The following is a 19,681-nucleotide window of genomic DNA, read 5'->3' on the forward strand; positions in this document are numbered from 1 at the left end:
CGCTTGCATGGCATGCAAGAGGTCAGCGGTTCGATCCCGCTTAGCTCCACCAAATCCTGCACCCAGCAGATTTGGTTCGTAAAGAGGTCCTGTGGGGCTATAGCTCAGCTGGGAGAGCGCTTGCATGGCATGCAAGAGGTCAGCGGTTCGATCCCGCTTAGCTCCACCAAATTCCGAACCCTCGCTGCGGCGGGGGTTTTTGTTTTTATCAGGGAAATGTAAAGTACTTTCTGAATAAGTCAGTAAATCTCCGCGTTAAGTAATTTCAGATTTTTTCACTATTTAAAATCTTGCCTGCCTTTATTAAGCAACATAATATTTGCTGCCTAAATATATTTGTTGCCGCAGGAGTTTTAATTAACAATAATGATTGATCATTTTAACATTAAGATCAAAAAAACTCTGCTGGCCCTTCTGGTCTGCTTTATAGCCATTCCGCTGTCCAGATTTATTTCTCCTCAAACTATTATTGACGGAAATCAAATTTATCTGGCATGGCTGCCGTTGAGCTTAATGTATGCTGTGCTTTTTATTTTTGGCCGCTATGCCGTTGCTCCATTGGTAATCGCGTTTGCGATTACCAATGCCTGGATAATCGATCTGACCTTCACTCAGGCGGTCATCCTGCTTTTTTGCCAGCTCTTCTCGGTATTCCTCTCCTGCGCTATTGTCCGTTATCAGCTTGGAAGGCGCTGGCGCGCCGGGCTGACGGCGAAACATATGGGCGTGAGGGTTTTCTGGGGCGGTTTCTTCGCGCCAATTCTGCTCAAGATCACAATGTATCTGGCGGGGCGCTTCTTTTCGTTTCCGCTGGCGATTTCCAGCTATTTCGGCAATATGTCGGTTATCTACACCGTTATCGATATACAGAGCCTGATTAGCGCTGCGTTAATTTTTACGACCTTCTTTTATTATCCGTTGCGGATGATTATCAGTCCGCGATATGCGCGAGTATTCTGGCGCAATCTTTGTCATTCATGGCAAGTGCGCGAGCAGCGAGTATTTACGCTGTACTGGTTTGTAGCGCTGGCGGCAATATTACTGGTGCTATGTACGCCTTATGATTCTGTTTTTATTGCTGGTTATTTAGTTCCTCTTATTTTCATTTTATACTTTATTGGTATTAGTCGTCTGGCGCATACGCTGATTCGCATTTCGTGGTCCGTTTCAGCATTTTTACTCGTGGCCTATAACCAGAATTTTTTGCATGGGGTACAAACTGAATATTCCCTGTCATTTGTGCTTTCGGTGCTAATTTGTTTCACTATCTGTCTGTTTTATATGGCGGATATCTACGCGCGCAGTGAAAGAATGAAGTTCAGATGGCGAGACCAGGCGGAAGAAGATCCGCTAACCGGTTTGCCCAATTTGCGTGCGCTGGAGAGTCATCTGCAGCGTAACCCCGCGGTTGCTATAAGCAGCCTGCGAATACAGAATCTGGATTTCCTTAGCCGCCATTACGGCATGATGATGAGGGTTGAGAGCAAACGGCAAATCGCCTGTAAGCTACAGCCGCTATTGTCTCAGGGAGAGCGGATTTTTCAGCTTCCCGGTAGTGAGCTATTGCTGGTGCTAAACGGCCCTGAACCTGAGGCGCGTTTAAATCATATCGTTTCCACGCTTAACCATAAGAAGTTCAGCTGGAACAACCAGACGTTGGATCTCGAGTTTGGCGCATCGTGGGGAGGCTATAGCGGTACCGAATCGGATATTCACCCGATGCTTGGTCAGCTTAGCTGGCTATCGGAGCAGGCCGGCGCGGCTCGTCGCGTGTTAGCGCTTGACGCCGCTCAGGAACAGATTTCCGATCAAACAAGCGAACAGGTCCGGCTGCTGGCGCAGATTAAGCAGGCGCTTAATGAGCGCGGTCTGGTACTGTATGCCCAGCCCATCCGCGATGCCGCAGGAAAGGGATACTATGAAGTTCTTTGCCGTATGCGCTGCGGTAATAACATCATTACGCCCGATAAGTTTATTCCGCCGATCGCGCAGTTTAATCTGAGCCAGCGCTTTGATATGCAGGTACTGGAAACGCTGTTCAGCTCGCTCAGGCACCATCAAGGGCAGCACTTCTCCGTGAATCTGCTGCCCTATACGCTGATGCAAAAGGATAGCGCGACGCAAATTATCTCGCTTTTTAAACGCTATAACCTGTCGGCGGAGGCGATAACGATTGAAGTCACCGAAGAGCAGGCGTTTTCCGATGTGGAAACCAGTATGTATAACATACAGCAGCTGCGAGAATTCGGCTGCGCTATCGCTATCGATGATTTTGGCACCGGCTACGCTAACTATGAGCGGCTGAAAAGCCTGCAGGCCGATATTTTAAAAATTGACGGTTGCTTCGTGCGGGATATCGAAACCGATCCGCTGGACGCCATTATGGTCAAATCGATTATCGAAATGGCTAAGGTTAAAAAGATGAAGGTGGTGGCGGAATACGTTGAAACGCCGGAGCAGCGGGAAAAACTTCTTCAGCTAGGGGTCGATTACCTCCAGGGGTATCTGGTAGGTAAACCGCAGCCGCTGAGCGAGCTGCGGACGTAAAAAAGCCGGGACTTGCCCGGCTTTCTCTCTAGCGAAGAGGGATTACAGTACCAGCGCGGCGATAGACGCAGAAAGCACGCTCACCAGAGTGGAACCGTAAACCAGCTTCAGGCCGAAGCGAGAAACCACGTTACCTTGCTCTTCGTTCAGGCCTTTAATTGCGCCAGCGATAATGCCGATAGATGAGAAGTTAGCGAAGGAGACCAGGAAGATAGAGATGATACCTTCCGCACGCGGTGAGAGCGTGGCGGCCACTTTCTGCAGATCCATCATGGCGACGAATTCGTTAGAAACCAGCTTGGTTGCCATAATACTACCTACCTGCAGCGCTTCGCCTGCCGGTACGCCCATGATCCACGCCACCGGATAGAAGATATAGCCGAGGATCCCCTGGAAGGAGATGCTATAGCCAAACCAACCGGTAACGGTGGCGAACAGGGCGTTCAGCGCAGAGATCAGGGCAATAAAGCCAATCAGCATGGCGGCCACGATAATCGCCACCTTAAAGCCCGCCAGGATATATTCACCCAGCATTTCGAAGAAGCTTTGGCCTTCATGCAGATTAGACATCTGCAGATTTTCTTCGCTTTCGTCAACGCGATACGGGTTAATCAGCGACAGAACGATAAAGGTACTGAACATGTTGAGTACCAGCGCCGCAACAACGTATTTCGGCTGCAGCATGGTCATGTACGCACCTACGATAGACATGGATACCGTAGACATCGCGGTCGCAGCCATGGTGTACATGCGGTTGCGGGACATTTTGCCAAGAATATCTTTATACGCGATGAAGTTTTCAGACTGACCCAGAATCAGCGAGCTGACTGCGTTAAAGGATTCCAGCTTGCCCATACCGTTGATTTTGGACAGTACGGTTCCGATCGCGCGAATGACGATAGGCAGAATACGAATATGCTGCAAAATACCAATCAGCGCGGAAATGAAGACGATAGGGCACAGAACTTTCAGGAAGAAGAAAGCCAGGCCTTTGTCGTTCATGTTGCCGAAGACAAAGTTTGTCCCTTCATTGGCAAAGCCGAGGAGTTTTTCGAACATCTCGGAGAAGCCCTTCACAAAACCCAGACCAATGTCAGAGTTCAGGAAGAACCAGGCCAGCAGCACTTCAATGACAAGCAGCTGAATGACATAACGAATACGAATCTGCTTACGGTTGTGGCTGACCAACAGGGCCAGAATAGCCACCACTACGATCGCGAGAATAAAGTGCAAGACGCGGTCCATATTTGCTCCAAATATGAGGCAGGTTAAATTTCTGTGCACATTCTATGTAACAAGCGCAAAGAAAACGAGAGCCAGCACACACTATTGCAAGGATATGTGACTAATGGCAAAAATAGTGATCAACCATGCATTTTTGTTATGTTACGTAAAAGTTTTAAAAGTTGCGCTGTTGTACTATTCTGATGACTGATTAAGAGAATTTATCAGTTCCCCGGTTTTAAGTTACTGACCTGCTATCGTTCCCCCCTATCACAGCAATCATTATCATCGCTCTAAATGAACTTGATAATCATTCGCATTTTGATAGCATAAAACATAGCAAAGGCTATATTTCCAGAGGCAGAAAATGACAAACAGTCGCGTTGAGAATAGCAGCGGTCGCGCAGCGCGCAAGATTAAGCTCGCCCTGATGGGGCCTGCGTTCATTGCTGCCATTGGCTATATCGATCCGGGTAATTTCGCGACTAACATCCAGGCCGGCGCCAGCTTTGGCTACCAACTGCTATGGGTGGTCGTGTGGGCAAATCTGATGGCGATGCTGATTCAGGTGATGTCGGCGAAGCTGGGTATCGCTACCGGTAAAAATCTGGCAGAGCAAATTCGCGACCACTACCCGCGTCCGGTGGTGTGGTTTTACTGGGTGCAGGCGGAAATTATCGCTATGGCGACCGACCTTGCAGAGTTTATTGGCGCAGCCATTGGATTTAAGCTGGTGCTCGGCGTGTCATTGCTGCAGGGCGCGGTATTGACGGGGATCGCGACGTTCCTGATCCTGATGCTACAGCGCCGCGGACAAAAACCGCTGGAAAAAGTCATCGGCGGACTGCTGCTGTTTGTTGCGGCGGCTTATGTCGTTGAACTTATCTTCTCCCAGCCGGCGCTGGCGCCGCTGGCGAAAGGCATGCTCGTACCGTCTCTGCCAACCAGCGAAGCGGTATTCCTTGCCGCCGGGGTATTGGGGGCGACCATCATGCCGCATGTTATCTATTTACACTCGTCGCTCACTCAGCACCTGCACGGGGGGACGCGCAAAGAGCGCTATAACGCCACGCGCTGGGATGTTGCCATCGCTATGACAATCGCAGGTTTTGTTAACCTGGCCATGATGGCGACCGCCGCCGCGGCCTTCCATTTCAATGGTCACACCGGCGTTGCCGATCTCGATCAGGCCTATCTGACGCTGGAGCCGTTGTTGAGCCACGCGGCAGCCACCATCTTTGGGCTGAGCCTGGTCGCCGCCGGTTTATCCTCCACGGTTGTAGGCACCCTGGCGGGGCAGGTCGTAATGCAGGGTTTTATTCGCTTTCATATCCCGCTGTGGTTTCGTCGGGCCATTACCATGCTGCCTTCATTCATTGTGATTTTGATGGGGCTTGATCCGACGCGTATTCTGGTGATGAGCCAGGTCTTGCTGAGCTTCGGTATCGCCCTGGCGCTGGTGCCGCTGCTCATCTTTACCAGCAATGCGCGGCTGATGGGGGATCTGGTTAATTCCCGGTGGGTGAAAGTGCTGGGGTGGGCGATTGTCGCGGTGGTTGTGGTGCTCAACGGCTGGCTGATTGTTGGAACGCTGGTCGGTTAAGCAGGTAATTAAAAAGGGAGCCGGATGGCTCCCTTTTGCGATTAATGATGCCCGTGACCATGGCCGCGGCCGCCATGGCCTCGTCCCCAGCCGCCGCGTCGGTCGTCGCGATCTTTCCAGCCTTCGCGATAGCCGCGTTCGTAGGCTTTACCTTTATCCCAGCCGCGATGCCAGCCGTTATCGTGACGACGCCAGCGGTTATCGCGCCATTCATAGTGTTTACGCCAGTAATCACGGTCGCGCCAGCCGCCACCGTCCCAGTAGTTACCATAATTGTCGCGATCGCCAATTTGTAATTTTATTGATGGCAACAGGGTGATTTCACCAGCGTTAGCGACCAATGGCGCTGAAGCCAGAAGCACTGCAGCCAAAATCAGTGACCTGAACATACTCTTCTCCTTCACGATCGGGGCCGTTGTCGGCCTGTTAACCCGATATTACGGGGCAGTAAAGCCCCGTCGCATCGGAGGAACTCCTAAATCGCCAGTGAGAGCACTTTTTGCTAAAGTAAAAATGAATTTACACCGCAAGGATTGCGTCAATCGTTGCCTGTTCTTCGGCGGTGAAACGGCGGTTTTCCAGCATGCCAATCGCATCGTCGAGCTGCGTGGTTTTGCTGGCGCCAATCAATACCGAAGTCACTTTCTCGTCGCGCAGCACCCAGGCCAGGGCCATCTGCGAGAGCTTCTGCCCGCGGGCTTCGGCCAGTGCGTCAAGTTGACGAATCTTTTCCAGTTTGCTTTCGGTAAGCTGATCCGGTTGCAGGAATTGACTGCCGCTGGCGGCGCGGGAATCCGCCGGAATGCCGTGCAGATAACGGTTAGTTAACTGGCCGCCGGCAAGCGGTGAAAACGCTATACTTCCCACCCCTGCGCTCTGCAGGAAATCGAGTAAACCCCCCTCGACCCAGCGTTCGAACATGGAATATTTAGGCTGATGAATCAGACACGGTGTGCCCAGCTCGTTAAGAATATTGACGGCTTCCCGGGCCTGTTCGAGAGGATAATTCGATAATCCAACGTACAGGGCCTTCCCCTGGCGGACGAGATGGTCCAGCGCGCGCATGGTTTCCTGCAGCGGCGTTTCAGGATCGGGACGGTGGTGGTAGAAAATATCGACATAGTCGAGGCCCATTCGTTTAAGGCTTTGGTCGAGGCTGGCAATCAGATATTTGCGTGAGCCCCAGTCGCCATAGGGGCCGTCCCACATGGTGTAACCGGCTTTACTGGAGATAATCAGTTCATCGCGATAGGGCAAAAAGTCCTCTTTCAGGATGCGACCAAAATTGCTCTCCGCGGAACCCGGCGGTGGCCCGTAGTTGTTGGCCAGGTCGAAATGGGTGATGCCGAGATCGAATGCGTGACGCAGAAGCTGACGGCTGGTTTCCACCCGCGTTTCGTCGCCGAAATTATGCCAAAGCCCAAGAGAAATTGCCGGTAGCTTTAGCCCGCTATGACCGCAACGGCGGTATTCCATCGTTTGATATCGCGTGGTGTTTGCCTGGTAAACCATACTTCCTCCGCACTTAAAACAGGGTTGTGTATACGTTTACACTAAAGAATGTTTGCCGGCGAGTATACTCCCGGAACGCGTAAATTTTGCTTTCCACCGTCTTTGTTGAGTGCAATCTGGACAGCGCAACTGCTTATTCAATACTCAACTTACCTGCACGAGAGGAGAGTAAGGATATGCAACCGACTTATACCATTGGCGATTATCTGCTGGATCGTCTCGTAGATTGCGGCATAGACCGCTTGTTTGGCGTACCTGGTGATTACAATTTACAGTTTCTCGATAGCGTTATTGCGCAGCAGAATTTAGGGTGGGTAGGTTGCGCTAACGAGCTCAACGCGGCCTACGCCGCTGATGGCTATGCGCGTATCAAAGGCGCAGGCGCGCTGTTGACCACCTACGGCGTCGGCGAACTGAGCGCGCTTAACGGTATTGCCGGCAGCTACGCCGAACATGTTCCGGTTCTGCATATTGTCGGCGCCCCCTCAACCGGCGCGCAGCAGCGCGGCGAGCTGCTGCACCATACGCTGGGCGACGGTGATTTCAGCCACTTCTCGCGCATGAGCGAGCAGATTACCTGTTCTCAGGCGGTACTGGCGGCGGGAAATGCCTGCCATGAAATTGACCGCGTACTCAGCGAGATGCTCACCCATCATCGCCCCGGTTATTTGATGCTGCCTGCCGATGTGGCGAAGGCAAAAGCGACACCCCCTGCACATCCTTTGCTTATTCCGAGTCTGCCTGCCGATGAGAACCAGCTGGCGGGATTCCGCGAGCACGCGGAGCGGATGCTCAGAAGTCGTCGTCGCGTATCGCTGCTGGCTGATTTTCTTGCTCAGCGCTATGGGCTACAAAATGTTCTCCGAAAATGGGTCGCCAGCGTGCCCGTCTCCTGCGCCACGATGCTAATGGGCAAAGGGCTTTTTGATGAGCAACAAAGCGGTTTTGTTGGCACTTACAGCGGGATTGCGAGCGCAGAGGAAACCCGCGAGGCCATTGAAAACGCTGACACCATTATTTGTATCGGCACCCGTTTTACCGACACCATTACCGCGGGCTTTACCCAGCATCTGCCGCAGGAAAAAACGATTGAAATCCAGCCGTTTGCCGTTCGGGTAGGCGACCATTGGTTCAGCCGGGTTCCGATGGATAAGGCGCTCGAAATAGTCATCGAGCTCTCCGCAAGTCTGGCGGGGGAATGGGTGCCGCCGAATATTCAGGCGCCCGGGGTGAGCGGCGCGCCTGAAGGAAGCCTGACGCAGAAAAACTTCTGGAGTACGGTGCAGGAACAGCTCCGCCCGGGAGACATTATTCTTGCCGATCAGGGAACCGCGGCTTTTGGCGCCGCCGCGCTTAAGCTGCCCACTGACGCAACGCTGATTGTCCAGCCGCTATGGGGATCGATAGGTTTCACCCTTCCGGCAGCCTACGGGGCGCAAATAGCAGCGGCGGACAGAAGGGTCGTGCTGATTGTCGGCGATGGCGCAGCGCAGTTAACTATTCAGGAACTGGGATCGATGCTCAGGGATAAGCAACGTCCGCTGATTCTGTTGCTCAATAACGAAGGCTATACGGTGGAGCGCGCGATTCACGGCCCCGAGCAGCGGTATAACGATATTGCGCTCTGGGACTGGAATCGTCTGCCTGATGCTTTTGCTCCCGATGTCCCGTCCCGATGCTGGCGCGTGACTCGCACGCATGAGCTGAGAGAAGCGATGAACAGCAGCGTCGCCTCAGACAGACTGACGCTGGTAGAGGTGATGCTGCCCAAAATGGATATCCCCGACTTTCTGCGCACGGTCACTCAGGCGCTGGAAGAGAGGAACAGTCGCGTTTAATCGCTATGCTTTCTGGCAATCATCAACGGCTTTCCGGCCAGCAGCAGCCAGGCCGGAAGCATAACAATGCACAGTAGCGGCAGTAGCGTGGTATCCGACACGACCACTGCCGCCATAAACAGGCTCAGCCAGCCATCACGCGTCACTACCAGCGTCAGGCCGAGGATAGCGCAGGAAACCGTGATGGCTGCCGGCACGGCGGGAACGTGTGCATGCAGCATCAGACCGAGCGCGACGCCGACGAACACGGCAGAAAAATACGCCCGCCGCGAAAACCGCAGGCGGCGGCAAGTATCAGCGCCGCAAGCTTGATCACGGCAATAAGCAGGTAATCATTGGCGCCAAGCGTCAGGCTTACCGGCAACTGCTGCATCTCATCAAGGCCTTTAAATAGCGTGATATGCCCGCCGATGACGCCCAGAATCCCTAATAAAAACCCGCCGACGCCCAGCGTAAGCACAGGATTTTTCAGACGATGCATCAGCGTGTGTAGACGCGGCAGGCACCAGACGGCGACCATGCCAACGGCAATCGCGATAAGCGTCACGATGGCGCCGCTAATAATGTCGACGAAGCGCAGCTCCGAAAGATAAGGCAGCGGTAGCGAAAAATGGGGGTGAAAAAACAGGCTGGTGGTCAGGGAACCCGCTGCCGCCGCAAGCAGCGGAGCAAATAGCTTGTCCCACAGGGGAACATCGTTGCTGCCGTTCAGCGTTTGCGAAAATATCAACGCCGCCGCGACCGGAGTGCCGAATAGCGCGCCGATGGTGCCGGAGGCGGCGAGAATCGTCCAGTCCAGAGGGGTAATGCGTGGAAACAGGCGACTGCCCACCGCAGCCGCCAGGGCGATATTCACGACCATAATAGGATGTTCCGGCCCCAGGCTAACGCCGCCCGCCAGACCCACTATCAGCGCCGCAAGCAGACCCGGCAGCGCGCTGGTGCTGACCGGTGCGCCTATCAGCGACTCTGTTGCCGGGTCCGGTCCCGCGTGCCCGGGACTAAAGCGCACGATCAGCCCAACGGCGATGCCGGTTCCGGTGAGAATAGCCATCGTCCACAAAGGGCCATCGGCATTGATGCCTACGCTCGCAGGCAGGCTGGTCCACAGGATATTTTGCAAAACGGCGGCTATTTTCATCGCCACGATTAAAACCAGACTGCAAGCAATACCAATGACGATTGCGGGTATCGATAATAGGAGCATGGTTCTGGCGCGTGGGTGCAGCATGAAAATATCCTTCTGAGTATCCTGGGCACTAATTTGCATGGACTCGTAAAGAGCGTCGACGCAAATGGTGCTGAAACGATAAAGTAATGATGCAACCTGAAAATTGTAAGCGCCAGGATGCTCAATTTTTCATGAATTTCAGTTCAATTGTGACGCAGATCGCTAAACCAGGGGCGCTTATGCGTTGGTCGTTGTTGTTAGCGCTTCATGAATTTAGAGTGTGCCAAAAGAATTATTTTGACTTTAGCGGAGCCGTAACGGAATGACAAAATTTGCTTTAGTAGGGGACGTAGGCGGAACGAATGCTCGTCTGGCGTTGTGCGATCTGGCAAGCGGGGAGATCTCCCGTGCAAAGACCTATTCCGGGCTCGATTATCCCAGTCTTGAAGCTGTTGTTCAGGTCTATCTGGAAGAGCATAACGTCAAGGTTGAGGACGGCTGTATAGCCATCGCCTGTCCCATTACCGGCGATTGGGTGGCGATGACCAACCACACCTGGGCATTTTCTATCGCCGAGATGAAAAAAAATCTGGGGTTCTCGCATCTGGAAATCATTAATGATTTCACGGCGGTGTCGATGGCGATCCCGATGTTGAAAGCCGAACATCTGATTCAGTTTGGCGGCGCGAAGCCGATTGAAGGCAAGCCGATAGCCGTCTATGGCGCAGGTACCGGGTTGGGCGTTGCTCATCTGGTTCATGTCGATAAGCGCTGGGTGAGCCTGCCGGGAGAGGGCGGGCACGTGGATTTTGCGCCTAACAGCGAAGAGGAAGGCATTATTCTGGAAGAGCTGCGTACCGAGCTGGGTCACGTCTCCGCCGAGCGCGTACTTTCAGGGCCCGGATTGGTGAACCTTTATCATGCGATCGTTAAATCTGACGGGCGTCTGCCGGAAAATCTGCAGCCTAAGGATGTGACTGAACGTGCGCTGGCCGATACCTGCATCGATTGCCGTCGCGCGCTATCGCTATTTTGCGTCATTATGGGCCGCTTTGGCGGTAACCTGGCGCTGACGCTCGGTACTTTTGGCGGCGTGTATATCGCTGGCGGCATTGTGCCGCGCTTCCTCGATTTCTTTAAAGCTTCAGGTTTTCGCGGCGGTTTTGAAGATAAAGGTCGGTTTAAAGCCTTCGTGCAGGATATCCCGGTCTATCTGATCGTCCACGACAATCCGGGGCTACTGGGATCCGGAGCCCACCTGCGTCAGACTCTGGGACAGGTTCTTTAATCCTGACGTTAACCCGGATAAATCGCTTATCCGGGTAACTTTCCTACAGATGCATGAGCTGGCGAAACTCTTTGACCTTGCTGCGGCTGACCGGAACCTGGAACTCCAGATCGCGAAGCCGCAGAATATAGGTGTTGTTAAACCAGGGTTCGATTTCGCGAATTTTGTTCAGGTTGACGCAGTACGAGCGGTGACAGCGGAAAAAGTGCGCCGTCGGTAGCTTGTTGCAGAACTCCGTAATATTCATCGGCATCACAAATGACTCTCTTCGGGTATAAACAAAAGTCATCTTTTCATGCGCTTCCGCATAGTAAATATCGTGGATGCTGGTGACGATAATCCGCTCATCTTTAATCAGGTTAATGGTGTCATTTTCCCTGGCCGGATTAGGCATCGCACCGGCGCTCGGCTGCTGCTGCTGCTGCTGCCAGGCGCTGGTCAGCTTTTGCAGCATATTAATGATGCGCGACTCCTGATAGGGCTTCAGGATGTAATCAAAGGCTTCCAGCTCAAAGGCTTCCACCGCATGTTCTTTCCACGCGGTAATAAATACGATAAAGGGCTTATGCGCGAACTGGCTGATATTTTGCGCCAGTAGTACGCCATCCAGCGAAGGAATATTGATGTCGAGAAAAATGGCGTCGACTTTGTTGTGTTGTAAAAACTTCAGTACGTCCAGCCCGTCGTCAAAGGTGCCGGCAATCTCCATCTCGCTATGGGTGTTAATCAACCAGGTGAGCTCTTGCTGCGCGAGGAACTCATCTTCAACAATGATGACTTTCATTTTATCTCCGCTCATGACAGCAGCGACTCCCTGGCCGCCTGGGGCGCGTGCTGGTGAGGCACATAGAAGGCGATTTCGGTCCCTGGCGTCAGGCGTCGGATATGCAGGCCTTCGCCGTACAGCAGCTTGACCCGATGATGAACATTGAGCAGGCCAATTTTATTTCCCGGCATTTCGTTAGCCTCGACTCTCGCCACTACCGCAGGGTCAATACCGTTCCCCGTATCGCGAACGCTAATTCGTACCCGATTTCCGCACTCATTAATGCCGATGGTCACCACCCCTTTACCTTTACAAGGCTGAATCCCGTGGACAATCGCATTCTCCACCAGCGGCTGAATAAGCAGGCTGGGGATCATAAAGCTGACTTCATCATCAATATCATAAATCACCGTCAGCTTGTCGCCGAAGCGAGCCTGTTCAATGGCGATGTAATCCTTGATTTGATACAGCTCCCTTTTGATGTCTATTTGTTCATCATCTTTTAATTCAATGTTGTAGCGGAGATAGCGCGACAGATTAAAAATTAACTGGCGCGCGGTGTCCGGATTCATGCGAATCGACGACGAAATCGCGTTCAGGGCATTGAATAAAAAGTGGGGGTTAATTTTGCTTTGCAGTGCGCGCAGTTCGGCTTTATTAGCCATTTCACGAAGCTGCTCTGCGCGGGAGACCTCCAGCTGAGTCGAGATGATTTGCGACAGGCCAATCGCCATTTCCTGTAGCGATGAGGTTATGCGGTGAGCGTGGCAATAATAGATTTTTAACGTACCGGTGACGATACCTTTTTCCCATAGAGGAATGACCAGCATAGAGTGTATTTCCGGCGTCCGATGAGCTTCGTCATTGTTTTTAATAATGATTTTTCCATAGCGAATCGCCTGTTGCGTTGTCGGGCTGATAAAGTCGTCGTTATCCCGGTAGTTGATTTCCCCGACGCCGACGTAGGCCATCACATGTTGAGTATTGGTAATGGCGACGGCATCGGCATTAATATCGCGGCGGATAATATCGCATACCTGACGCAGGGACTCGCTATTGACGTGGCGAAACAAGGGGAGCGTTTTGTTAGCGATGTCGAGCGCCAGTTTCGCCTGACGCGCGGCGCTGGCCTCCTTTTCCCCTTCAACGCTCTGCACCAGCAAAACGATAAAACCGATGCATACGCTGCCAAGGATCATCGGAATACCGATTTTTGAAACGATATCTATCCCCAGCGAGAACGATGGAGCCCACGCCACCACGAGTATCATGGTTAAGGTTTCGCACAGCATCCCGGCGAGGATCCCCGCTTTCCAGCGCTGCGCTTTAGGGACTTTACGACTGATTAACCCGGAGAGTAGACCGGCGACAATGCTGGTGATAAAGCAGGGGATGGCGGTGACGCCATCAATATCGATTAGATAGCGATGTACGCCGGCAATGACGCCCACTATCGCGCCTACCCAGGGGCCGAAGAGGATCCCGCCGGACATGACTGCGATAATACGCACGTTGACCAGTGAACCTTCGACCGGTACGCCGGACCAGGTACTGAAAAGGGCAAAGAGGGAGAAAATGGCGGTAACGGCCAGCAGCTCTTTTGGCGTGTGCGCGGATTTATGCAGAAGTTCACGAAACAGGCGCAGGCGAATGAGAAAAAAGAGACAAATCAGCATTAATGCCGCGCGGTCAAAAACCGCCAGCAGCATAGTAAATATTTCGTGCATGTGTGCGCCGTGTTAATCGCGAGAAAGCAATATGATAGAAAACCTCGTCGCAGAAGACCAGCCGAAGAGAGGAATGAGGAAAAGTCACACAAATAAAAGGGGATTAATGACGATGCGCTGAGTTTCAATAGCGTCTGCGCAGGCGGTGCTTTTTGCGTAAAGTTAAAGATATCAAAATGTTAAATTTAATGAAGAGTATGATATCCAGGATGCTTCTTTCTGCCGTATTTAGCTGAAATGATGCCCGTTTTCAGCGTGAAAAATTTTTTTTAATCCACCTCTCGACAAGAAGAAAATATTCGGGTTATTTTCTAAACGTGCTGCGGTTGCAGCCGCGTCGCTCGGACGGTCCGGGCGCTAACGTTAATCCGAGGAATCTATGGCTGAATTCAGTCCTGAACGCCGTTTTACGCGTATCGATCGTCTCCCCCCGTACGTTTTTAATATTACTGCCGAACTCAAAATGGCTGCGCGACGCCGCGGCGAAGATATTATTGACTTCAGCATGGGTAACCCCGATGGCGCGACGCCGCCGCATATCGTTGAAAAGCTATGTACCGTTGCCCAGCGCCCCGATACGCACGGTTATTCCACCTCTCGCGGCATCCCGCGACTGCGCCGGGCTATTTCTCGCTGGTATCAGGATCGCTATGACGTAGAGATCGATCCGGAATCAGAAGCGATTGTGACCATCGGTTCAAAGGAGGGGCTGGCGCATCTGATGCTGGCGACGCTTGACCATGGCGACACCGTGCTGGTGCCGAATCCCAGCTATCCAATTCATATTTACGGTGCGGTGATTGCCGGAGCTCAGGTTCGTTCAGTTCCCCTCGTTGAAGGCGTGGATTTTTTTAACGAGCTTGAGCGCGCTATTCGTGAGAGCTATCCGAAGCCGAAAATGATGATCCTCGGTTTTCCATCCAATCCGACAGCGCAGTGCGTTGAACTGGAGTTCTTCGAGAAAGTCGTCGCGCTGGCGAAGCGTTATGACGTACTGGTCGTGCACGATTTGGCCTACGCCGATATTGTGTATGACGGTTGGAAAGCGCCTTCTATTATGCAGGTTCCCGGCGCGCGCGATGTGGCCGTCGAATTCTTTACGCTCTCAAAAAGCTACAATATGGCAGGCTGGCGTATTGGCTTTATGGTGGGTAACAAAACGTTGGTTAATGCGCTGGCGCGCATTAAAAGCTACCACGATTACGGCACTTTCACTCCTCTGCAGGTTGCGGCTATTGCTGCGCTTGAAGGCGATCAGCAGTGCGTTCGCGACATCGCCGAACAGTACAAACGCCGCCGGGACGTGCTGGTGAAAGGGTTACATGAGGCGGGCTGGATGGTGGAGTGCCCGAAGGCCTCGATGTACGTATGGGCTAAGATCCCTGAGCAGTACGCGGCCATGGGGTCCCTGGAGTTTGCTAAAAAGCTGCTGCAGGATGCTAAAGTCTGCGTTTCACCCGGCATCGGTTTTGGTGATTACGGTGATACTCACGTACGCTTCGCTTTAATCGAAAACCGCGATCGTATCCGCCAGGCCGTACGCGGTATTAAATCAATGTTCCGCGCCGACGGGCTGCTTCCGGCAGCGGCTAAGTTAACCAGCGAAAGCAACGAATAAAAAAAGGAGCCGAGAGGCTCCTTTTTTTAACACCGTTAAAGCTAGATCATCAGGGCGAAAGTACCGGCCCAAACGATGACCATAAAAGAAATGCCCATTAAGAAATATTTCACGACTCATCACTCCGCGCTCTCGGCGAGACGCCTTACATGAATTTGCTCTTCATTGCCTGCTCAGCTATCGCTAACTAAAACGACACTTTTTTAGCCGGCGGTAGCTGTAAATTCTGAGCGTAAACGGCTCCAGATGGCGCTAATGTACGCCTAAAAAATGAGGGAAACAAGAGCCATTTTTTTATTAATTTTTAGTTACTTACGAGTGTCGTGATTCGGCGACACATTAATTTCATTCGGTATTAAATTTCATTCTGGCGACGGTCGTTAACAATGGTTTTTGTAGGGATATAGTTAATTGATTTTGGGCTTTTTTCTGCCTGAATACGGGATGGGGTAACCATCCCGTAAGAGGATTCGACGGGTTTAGCGAGTGGCAGAGTTCTGATGTTGCCACTCTTGCGGATAGCGTGCCGGGGCAAAACGCAATGTGAGGATCATTAACGCCAGGACGCAGGCGGCGTGAAACATCCAGCCCGGAAGGAAATTGCCGTTTAAGCTCCGCAGCAGCCCTGAAAGCCAGGGGGAAATGCCTGCAATAATAAAGCCCACTCCTTGCATAAAGGCCACCAGGCGACCCGCGATAGCGGGGTGCTTCGCGTGATCGAGCGCCAGTACCAGGCAGAGCGGAAACGCGCCGCCAAGTCCAATACCGCAGCAGATAGCCCAGGCAAGCGGTAGCTGCTGCGGTAGCCAGATAAAGCCGCAGAAGCCGATGAGCTGCAGCGCCAGCGCCAGCATCAGAAGCTTTCGCCGATCTTCATGCCTGGCCAGAACAGGCAGAAGTAGCGCTCCGCCAGTCTGGCCGACGGTCATTAACGCCAAAAGGGTACCGCTAAACTGCGCGCTATAGCCTGACTGCATATAGTAGGGTGGCAGCCAGGCGATCAAACTGGCGTAACCGCCGTTTATCAAACCAAAATAGAGGCTAAGTATCCACGCTCGACGATGGCGAAAAACAGAGAGCTGTATTGTCGATGGCGTCTGGACAGGTAACGTTCTGCTTAGCGGCCACCAGCAAAGGAGCGCTGTCGCTGCGGGTAGCGCCCACCACGCAAGCGCGTGATACCAGATAGCGCTGTGCTGCGCCAGCCACGGCGTAAATGCGGCTCCCAGACCGCCACCGCCCATCAGCGCCGCTGACCAGAGTCCCATCACCTGAGGCGTCCGACGATGAAACAGGCGTTTTATTACCGCAGGAATGAGCGCCTGGATAATACCAATGCCGATCCCGCCAAGAAGCGCGCTGCTGAGTAATAGCGCGCTCTGCGGCGCCAGTTCGCGAAGTAAAGCTCCGGCGGCGATGATTAACAGACTGAAGGCGATACTTTGACGTTCGCTGAATCGGCTGTTAATCCAGCCGCCGGCAAGCGCCAGCAGACCCATCGCGATCACCGGGAGCGCAGTGAGCAGGGAGGCAAGCGTGAAGCTCATACCACTTGCCTGCTGTATCTGGGGAAGGAGCGGGCCTGGCGATGTCAGCAGCGGACGCATATTCATTCCGATAAGCACCAACACCAGCAGCATGGCGCCGTTACGTTGCGTCTGATTCATTGCCGGGTGACCGTGGCGTGTTGAGCGCTGAAGTAAGGATGGGGGGAATTCATTGCGATCTCCTGGGGCTATCAGTCAAAAGGCGCAGGGAGAGTACGCCTGTTGTTTGATAAGTTAAAATACTTATTTATGATTGAGTTCATTTGAATTGCTTATGAGTGAATTCATGTTGCTGCGACATCTCAATTACTTCATTGCCGTTGCTGAACAAGGTAGTTTTACGCGGGCCGCAGCGATACTGCATATTTCGCAGCCGGCTTTATCGCAACAGATTCGCCAGCTGGAGGAGTCTCTGGGCGTACGGCTTTTTGATCGCAGCGGGCGTCATACTTGTCTGACGGATGCCGGGAAGGTGTGGTTGACGTACGCGCACAGGGCGCGGCAGGAGCTCGCTGAGGGGCAGCGTGCGCTTCATGATGTGGAGGACCTGCAGCGCGGTTCGCTACGTATTGCGATGATGCCTACCTTTACGACTTACTTTGTGGGGCCGCTGGTGGCTTCGTTCTATCAACGTTACCCAAATATTACGCTGGATTTGCAAGAGATGACCCAGGAGCGAATGGAGACCATGTTGCTCAATGATGAGCTCGATATCGGCATTGCTTTCGAAGGCAACGATGCGCGAGATATTGTTTATCAGCCGCTGCTTTCGGAAACCCTGGCGCTGGTGGTAGGCCGGCGTCACCCTCTGGCGACGGCCGAACGCGTCAAGCTGGCTGCGCTCAGTCAGGAATCTCTGATTCTGCTCAGTCGCGCTTTCGCGACTCGCCAGCAAATCGAACGTTACTGCCGGCAGCGTGATATTCAACCGAAAGTTCAGATGGAGGCTAACTCGATTAGCGCTCTCCTGGCCGTGGTAGAACGCACATCGCTGGCAACCCTGCTTCCGGCGTCCATTATTCTGGCGCGTGACGATCTCACTGCCATTGAACTCACCCCACCGTTACTCGCGAGAACCGCATGTCTGCTACAGCGAAAGGGCGCCTGGCAAAGCGCCGCGGCCCGCGAATTTATACTGATGGCGCATCGGGCTGCGATGAAGATCAGTGAAGGTCTTACAGATACTGAATAAGCGAGCTTTGTTGTTATGTTGATTTATGTTTATATGAAATGACTTATTAGCAGACTGGTAATTCATAAAGTATGGTCTTATTATGAAGTCAGGTTCATATCTGAAATTATATTGAAGGCCATTTGACGTTTAAAACTGAGGTATGCGCCACCGCTTCATGGCGCCAGAAAGGGTTTTTATTCTAATGTTTAAATTCACGGTTAGTCATTTGAGCGTGTATTCTGATGCCGGGAGATTAATACTGCCGTAGCTGGAGACCACGCCTTCTGCCCTTAGTCTATCCATTGCGATATTGAATATTTTATTTTTATTGTTTTCCGTTGCGTTTAGAATATTATCACCAAAGTGTGGGTTGGCTTGAATGATGTGATTGATGAATTCAATGAGCAGTTTATTTTGAAGAATAATTGAGGGATTATGCACCTCTTTATCCTCAATTATATTTAGCGGTTTTTCTGCAAATTCCAGAGGGCGGCTGCTGATGGTATGCTCATAAATTTTCTCAATCGCCTGATTAGTGATGTAAAGCTTATTCATCGTGATGGTTGGCTTCTCATCCTCATCGGGGGTGAAGTGACAGAAGAGGACGTTTCTTGCCGGTGAAATTATGCTGATCCGCTGTTCAGTAATGATGCTATCGGGGTTTTCTAGTACTTCCGTTAAATTCCTCGTGTGGCTGTACCACAGGCCAGATACGGAAACCCGGAGTTTTAACTGGGTAACAGGCGTTCCATATTGGGCATCCAGGTTCGGTTCACTTTCATTGAATCTAAAAATTTTGTTTATTTTGGAGTGAGGGGACCACGATCTTTCGCTTCTGCTCAATTCATCAATATTTGATGTGTTAAAAAAATAGGGTTTGTTGCCGCCCTGCTGATGGCGGATAGCACTCTTTAACGTTCCGTTGGTTCTGCCTAATTTGATGCAAAGGCTTATTGCACCAATATCATGCCAATGAAGCAGATCTTCTAATTCACAATTTAATAATTTTTGAGCGCGAGAGATTGAACAATATTCCAGTGGCGGAAGGTTGTTGAGTTTCCATATGTTCCGTTCTTTTCTTTCCATGGTCATTATTATCTTATGAAAAATAGGTTGGCTTTTGAGTTTCTTAAGCTGAATTTTGTCTACGTATTGATGATTGTATGATGTTTAATTCATGCTAAATAATTTATCAGAGATGATGTTGTATATCAATTGGTGAATCGGGTCAGACCGTTATCTGTCGTGCAGTCTATCACTTTTTCTGCAGTAATTAAATATATCGCTAATAGAAAATTATAATTGATAGCTATTATTACAGGGAATGATTTGCATTTAATTATTTATGTAGTGAATTGAATCCGGAGGTGTATACGACGTTAATGACAATACGGGATCGTGTGCTTTAGCTGGAGGTGGGAGTTCTCAGAACGTAAACTGTTCGATAAACGCCGGTTAACGAGCGTAGCTGGAAGGTTGAACAGCGGGCTGCCATCGCTTGCATCAGGCCTGCAACACGAAAATATCTCTAAAGGGGGCGGGGTGTCAGGCAGGGATTTCCCGATGTAACAAGGCAGATTGTCCCCTGCAGGAATCGAACCTGCAACTAGCCCTTAGGAGGGGCTCGTTATATCCATTTAACTAAGGGGACATGGCGCCGGGATTA

14 protein-coding genes, 2 tRNA genes and 1 pseudogene are annotated in these 19,681 nt (G+C 51.9%); 7 read left to right on the forward strand and 10 right to left on the reverse strand.

Features of this window, described 5'->3' with window-relative positions:
* The first annotated feature begins 93 nt into the window (after nucleotides 1-93).
* Together ABLV75_RS08370 and ABLV75_RS08375 are read left to right on the forward strand one after the other, a co-directional pair.
* Nucleotides 94-169, forward strand: a tRNA-Ala gene (locus ABLV75_RS08370).
* Between the two features lie 197 nt (nucleotides 170-366).
* A complete protein-coding gene (locus ABLV75_RS08375; RefSeq protein ID WP_004104314.1) occupies nucleotides 367-2,547 on the forward strand; it encodes an EAL domain-containing protein in 2,181 nt (726 codons plus the stop codon).
* A gap of 42 nt (nucleotides 2,548-2,589) precedes the next feature.
* Here ABLV75_RS08375 and ABLV75_RS08380 read toward each other — a convergent pair whose 3' ends face one another.
* Nucleotides 2,590-3,792 carry a NupC/NupG family nucleoside CNT transporter gene (locus ABLV75_RS08380; protein WP_023329888.1) on the reverse strand — a complete coding sequence of 401 codons (1,203 nt, stop codon included), beginning with the start codon at nucleotides 3,790-3,792 and terminating at the stop codon, nucleotides 2,590-2,592.
* Between the two features lie 346 nt (nucleotides 3,793-4,138).
* Here ABLV75_RS08380 and ABLV75_RS08385 point away from each other — a divergent pair, with 346 nt between their 5' ends.
* Complete coding sequence (locus ABLV75_RS08385) at nucleotides 4,139-5,374, forward strand: Nramp family divalent metal transporter (RefSeq protein ID WP_004114311.1); 1,236 nt, start codon at nucleotides 4,139-4,141, stop codon at nucleotides 5,372-5,374.
* Nucleotides 5,375-5,415: 41 nt separating this feature from the next.
* Here ABLV75_RS08385 and ABLV75_RS08390 read toward each other — a convergent pair whose 3' ends face one another.
* A complete protein-coding gene (locus tag ABLV75_RS08390) occupies nucleotides 5,416-5,763 on the reverse strand; it encodes a DUF2502 domain-containing protein (RefSeq protein ID WP_004104306.1) in 348 nt (115 codons plus the stop codon).
* A 130-nt stretch (nucleotides 5,764-5,893) separates the two neighbouring features.
* Nucleotides 5,894-6,886 carry an L-glyceraldehyde 3-phosphate reductase gene (mgrA, locus tag ABLV75_RS08395; RefSeq protein ID WP_004104305.1) on the reverse strand — a complete coding sequence of 331 codons (993 nt, stop codon included), beginning with the start codon at nucleotides 6,884-6,886 and terminating at the stop codon, nucleotides 5,894-5,896.
* A 176-nt stretch (nucleotides 6,887-7,062) separates the two neighbouring features.
* On the opposite strand from mgrA, the gene ABLV75_RS08400 reads away from it, so the two are divergent.
* Nucleotides 7,063-8,724 carry a thiamine pyrophosphate-binding protein gene (locus ABLV75_RS08400; RefSeq protein WP_064355757.1) on the forward strand — a complete coding sequence of 554 codons (1,662 nt, stop codon included), beginning with the start codon at nucleotides 7,063-7,065 and terminating at the stop codon, nucleotides 8,722-8,724.
* Here the strand turns inward: ABLV75_RS08400 and ABLV75_RS08405 are convergent.
* A pseudogene (locus ABLV75_RS08405) lies at nucleotides 8,721-9,955 on the reverse strand (ion channel protein). The gene ABLV75_RS08400 and the pseudogene ABLV75_RS08405 overlap by 4 nt on opposite strands.
* Before the next feature lie 262 nt (nucleotides 9,956-10,217).
* On the opposite strand from ABLV75_RS08405, the gene glk reads away from it, so the two are divergent.
* Nucleotides 10,218-11,183 carry a glucokinase gene (glk, locus tag ABLV75_RS08410; protein ID WP_004104302.1) on the forward strand — a complete coding sequence of 322 codons (966 nt, stop codon included), beginning with the start codon at nucleotides 10,218-10,220 and terminating at the stop codon, nucleotides 11,181-11,183.
* A 43-nt stretch (nucleotides 11,184-11,226) separates the two neighbouring features.
* Here glk and ABLV75_RS08415 read toward each other — a convergent pair whose 3' ends face one another.
* Entirely contained in the window at nucleotides 11,227-11,967 is a 741-nt protein-coding gene (locus tag ABLV75_RS08415) for a LytTR family DNA-binding domain-containing protein (protein ID WP_004104300.1), read from the reverse strand.
* A gap of 11 nt (nucleotides 11,968-11,978) precedes the next feature.
* On the reverse strand, nucleotides 11,979-13,658 hold the full coding sequence (locus ABLV75_RS08420; protein ID WP_162098335.1) for a sensor histidine kinase: 1,680 nt from the start codon (nucleotides 13,656-13,658) through the stop codon (nucleotides 11,979-11,981).
* 397 nt (nucleotides 13,659-14,055) lie between these two features.
* On the opposite strand from ABLV75_RS08420, the gene alaC reads away from it, so the two are divergent.
* Entirely contained in the window at nucleotides 14,056-15,294 is a 1,239-nt protein-coding gene (gene alaC, locus ABLV75_RS08425) for an alanine transaminase (protein ID WP_004104296.1), read from the forward strand.
* A 41-nt stretch (nucleotides 15,295-15,335) separates the two neighbouring features.
* Here the strand turns inward: alaC and ypdK are convergent, their stop codons facing one another.
* Nucleotides 15,336-15,407, reverse strand: a complete 72-nt coding sequence (gene ypdK, locus ABLV75_RS08430; RefSeq protein ID WP_077777854.1) for a membrane protein YpdK — start codon at nucleotides 15,405-15,407, stop codon at nucleotides 15,336-15,338.
* Nucleotides 15,408-15,773: 366 nt separating this feature from the next.
* On the reverse strand, nucleotides 15,774-16,961 hold the full coding sequence (locus ABLV75_RS08435; RefSeq protein ID WP_049127945.1) for a cyanate transporter: 1,188 nt from the start codon (nucleotides 16,959-16,961) through the stop codon (nucleotides 15,774-15,776).
* A 166-nt stretch (nucleotides 16,962-17,127) separates the two neighbouring features.
* On the opposite strand from ABLV75_RS08435, the gene cynR reads away from it, so the two are divergent.
* The gene (cynR, locus tag ABLV75_RS08440) at nucleotides 17,128-18,033 is read left to right on the forward strand and encodes a transcriptional regulator CynR (protein ID WP_023321390.1); all 906 of its coding nucleotides are present in this window, start codon (nucleotides 17,128-17,130) and stop codon (nucleotides 18,031-18,033) included.
* A gap of 204 nt (nucleotides 18,034-18,237) precedes the next feature.
* Here cynR and ABLV75_RS08445 read toward each other — a convergent pair whose 3' ends face one another.
* Nucleotides 18,238-19,107, reverse strand: coding sequence for a hypothetical protein (locus ABLV75_RS08445; protein WP_004114296.1), 870 nt, complete (start codon nucleotides 19,105-19,107; stop codon nucleotides 18,238-18,240).
* Between the two features lie 487 nt (nucleotides 19,108-19,594).
* Nucleotides 19,595-19,666: transfer RNA gene (locus ABLV75_RS08450), tRNA-Arg, on the reverse strand.
* Nucleotides 19,667-19,681: the final 15 nt, after the last annotated feature.

Origin of the sequence: Klebsiella sp. CN_Kp066 (genome assembly GCF_040065135.1) — a bacterium.
GTDB lineage: Bacteria > Pseudomonadota > Gammaproteobacteria > Enterobacterales > Enterobacteriaceae > Klebsiella > Klebsiella oxytoca.

Bases quoted from the DNA above. Each gene is read 5' to 3' on its own strand.
- ABLV75_RS08375 (WP_004104314.1), top strand. From the start codon at position 367: ATGATTGATCATTTTAACATTAAGATCAAAAAAACTCTGCTGGCCCTT.
- ABLV75_RS08380 (WP_023329888.1), bottom strand. From the start codon at position 3,792: ATGGACCGCGTCTTGCACTTTATTCTCGCGATCGTAGTGGTGGCTATT.
- ABLV75_RS08385 (WP_004114311.1), top strand. From the start codon at position 4,139: ATGACAAACAGTCGCGTTGAGAATAGCAGCGGTCGCGCAGCGCGCAAG.
- ABLV75_RS08390 (WP_004104306.1), bottom strand. From the start codon at position 5,763: ATGTTCAGGTCACTGATTTTGGCTGCAGTGCTTCTGGCTTCAGCGCCA.
- mgrA (WP_004104305.1), bottom strand. From the start codon at position 6,886: ATGGTTTACCAGGCAAACACCACGCGATATCAAACGATGGAATACCGC.
- ABLV75_RS08400 (WP_064355757.1), top strand. From the start codon at position 7,063: ATGCAACCGACTTATACCATTGGCGATTATCTGCTGGATCGTCTCGTA.
- glk (WP_004104302.1), top strand. From the start codon at position 10,218: ATGACAAAATTTGCTTTAGTAGGGGACGTAGGCGGAACGAATGCTCGT.
- ABLV75_RS08415 (WP_004104300.1), bottom strand. From the start codon at position 11,967: ATGAAAGTCATCATTGTTGAAGATGAGTTCCTCGCGCAGCAAGAGCTC.
- ABLV75_RS08420 (WP_162098335.1), bottom strand. From the start codon at position 13,658: ATGCTGCTGGCGGTTTTTGACCGCGCGGCATTAATGCTGATTTGTCTC.
- alaC (WP_004104296.1), top strand. From the start codon at position 14,056: ATGGCTGAATTCAGTCCTGAACGCCGTTTTACGCGTATCGATCGTCTC.
- ABLV75_RS08435 (WP_049127945.1), bottom strand. From the start codon at position 16,961: ATGAATCAGACGCAACGTAACGGCGCCATGCTGCTGGTGTTGGTGCTT.
- cynR (WP_023321390.1), top strand. From the start codon at position 17,128: ATGTTGCTGCGACATCTCAATTACTTCATTGCCGTTGCTGAACAAGGT.
- ABLV75_RS08445 (WP_004114296.1), bottom strand. From the start codon at position 19,107: ATGACCATGGAAAGAAAAGAACGGAACATATGGAAACTCAACAACCTT.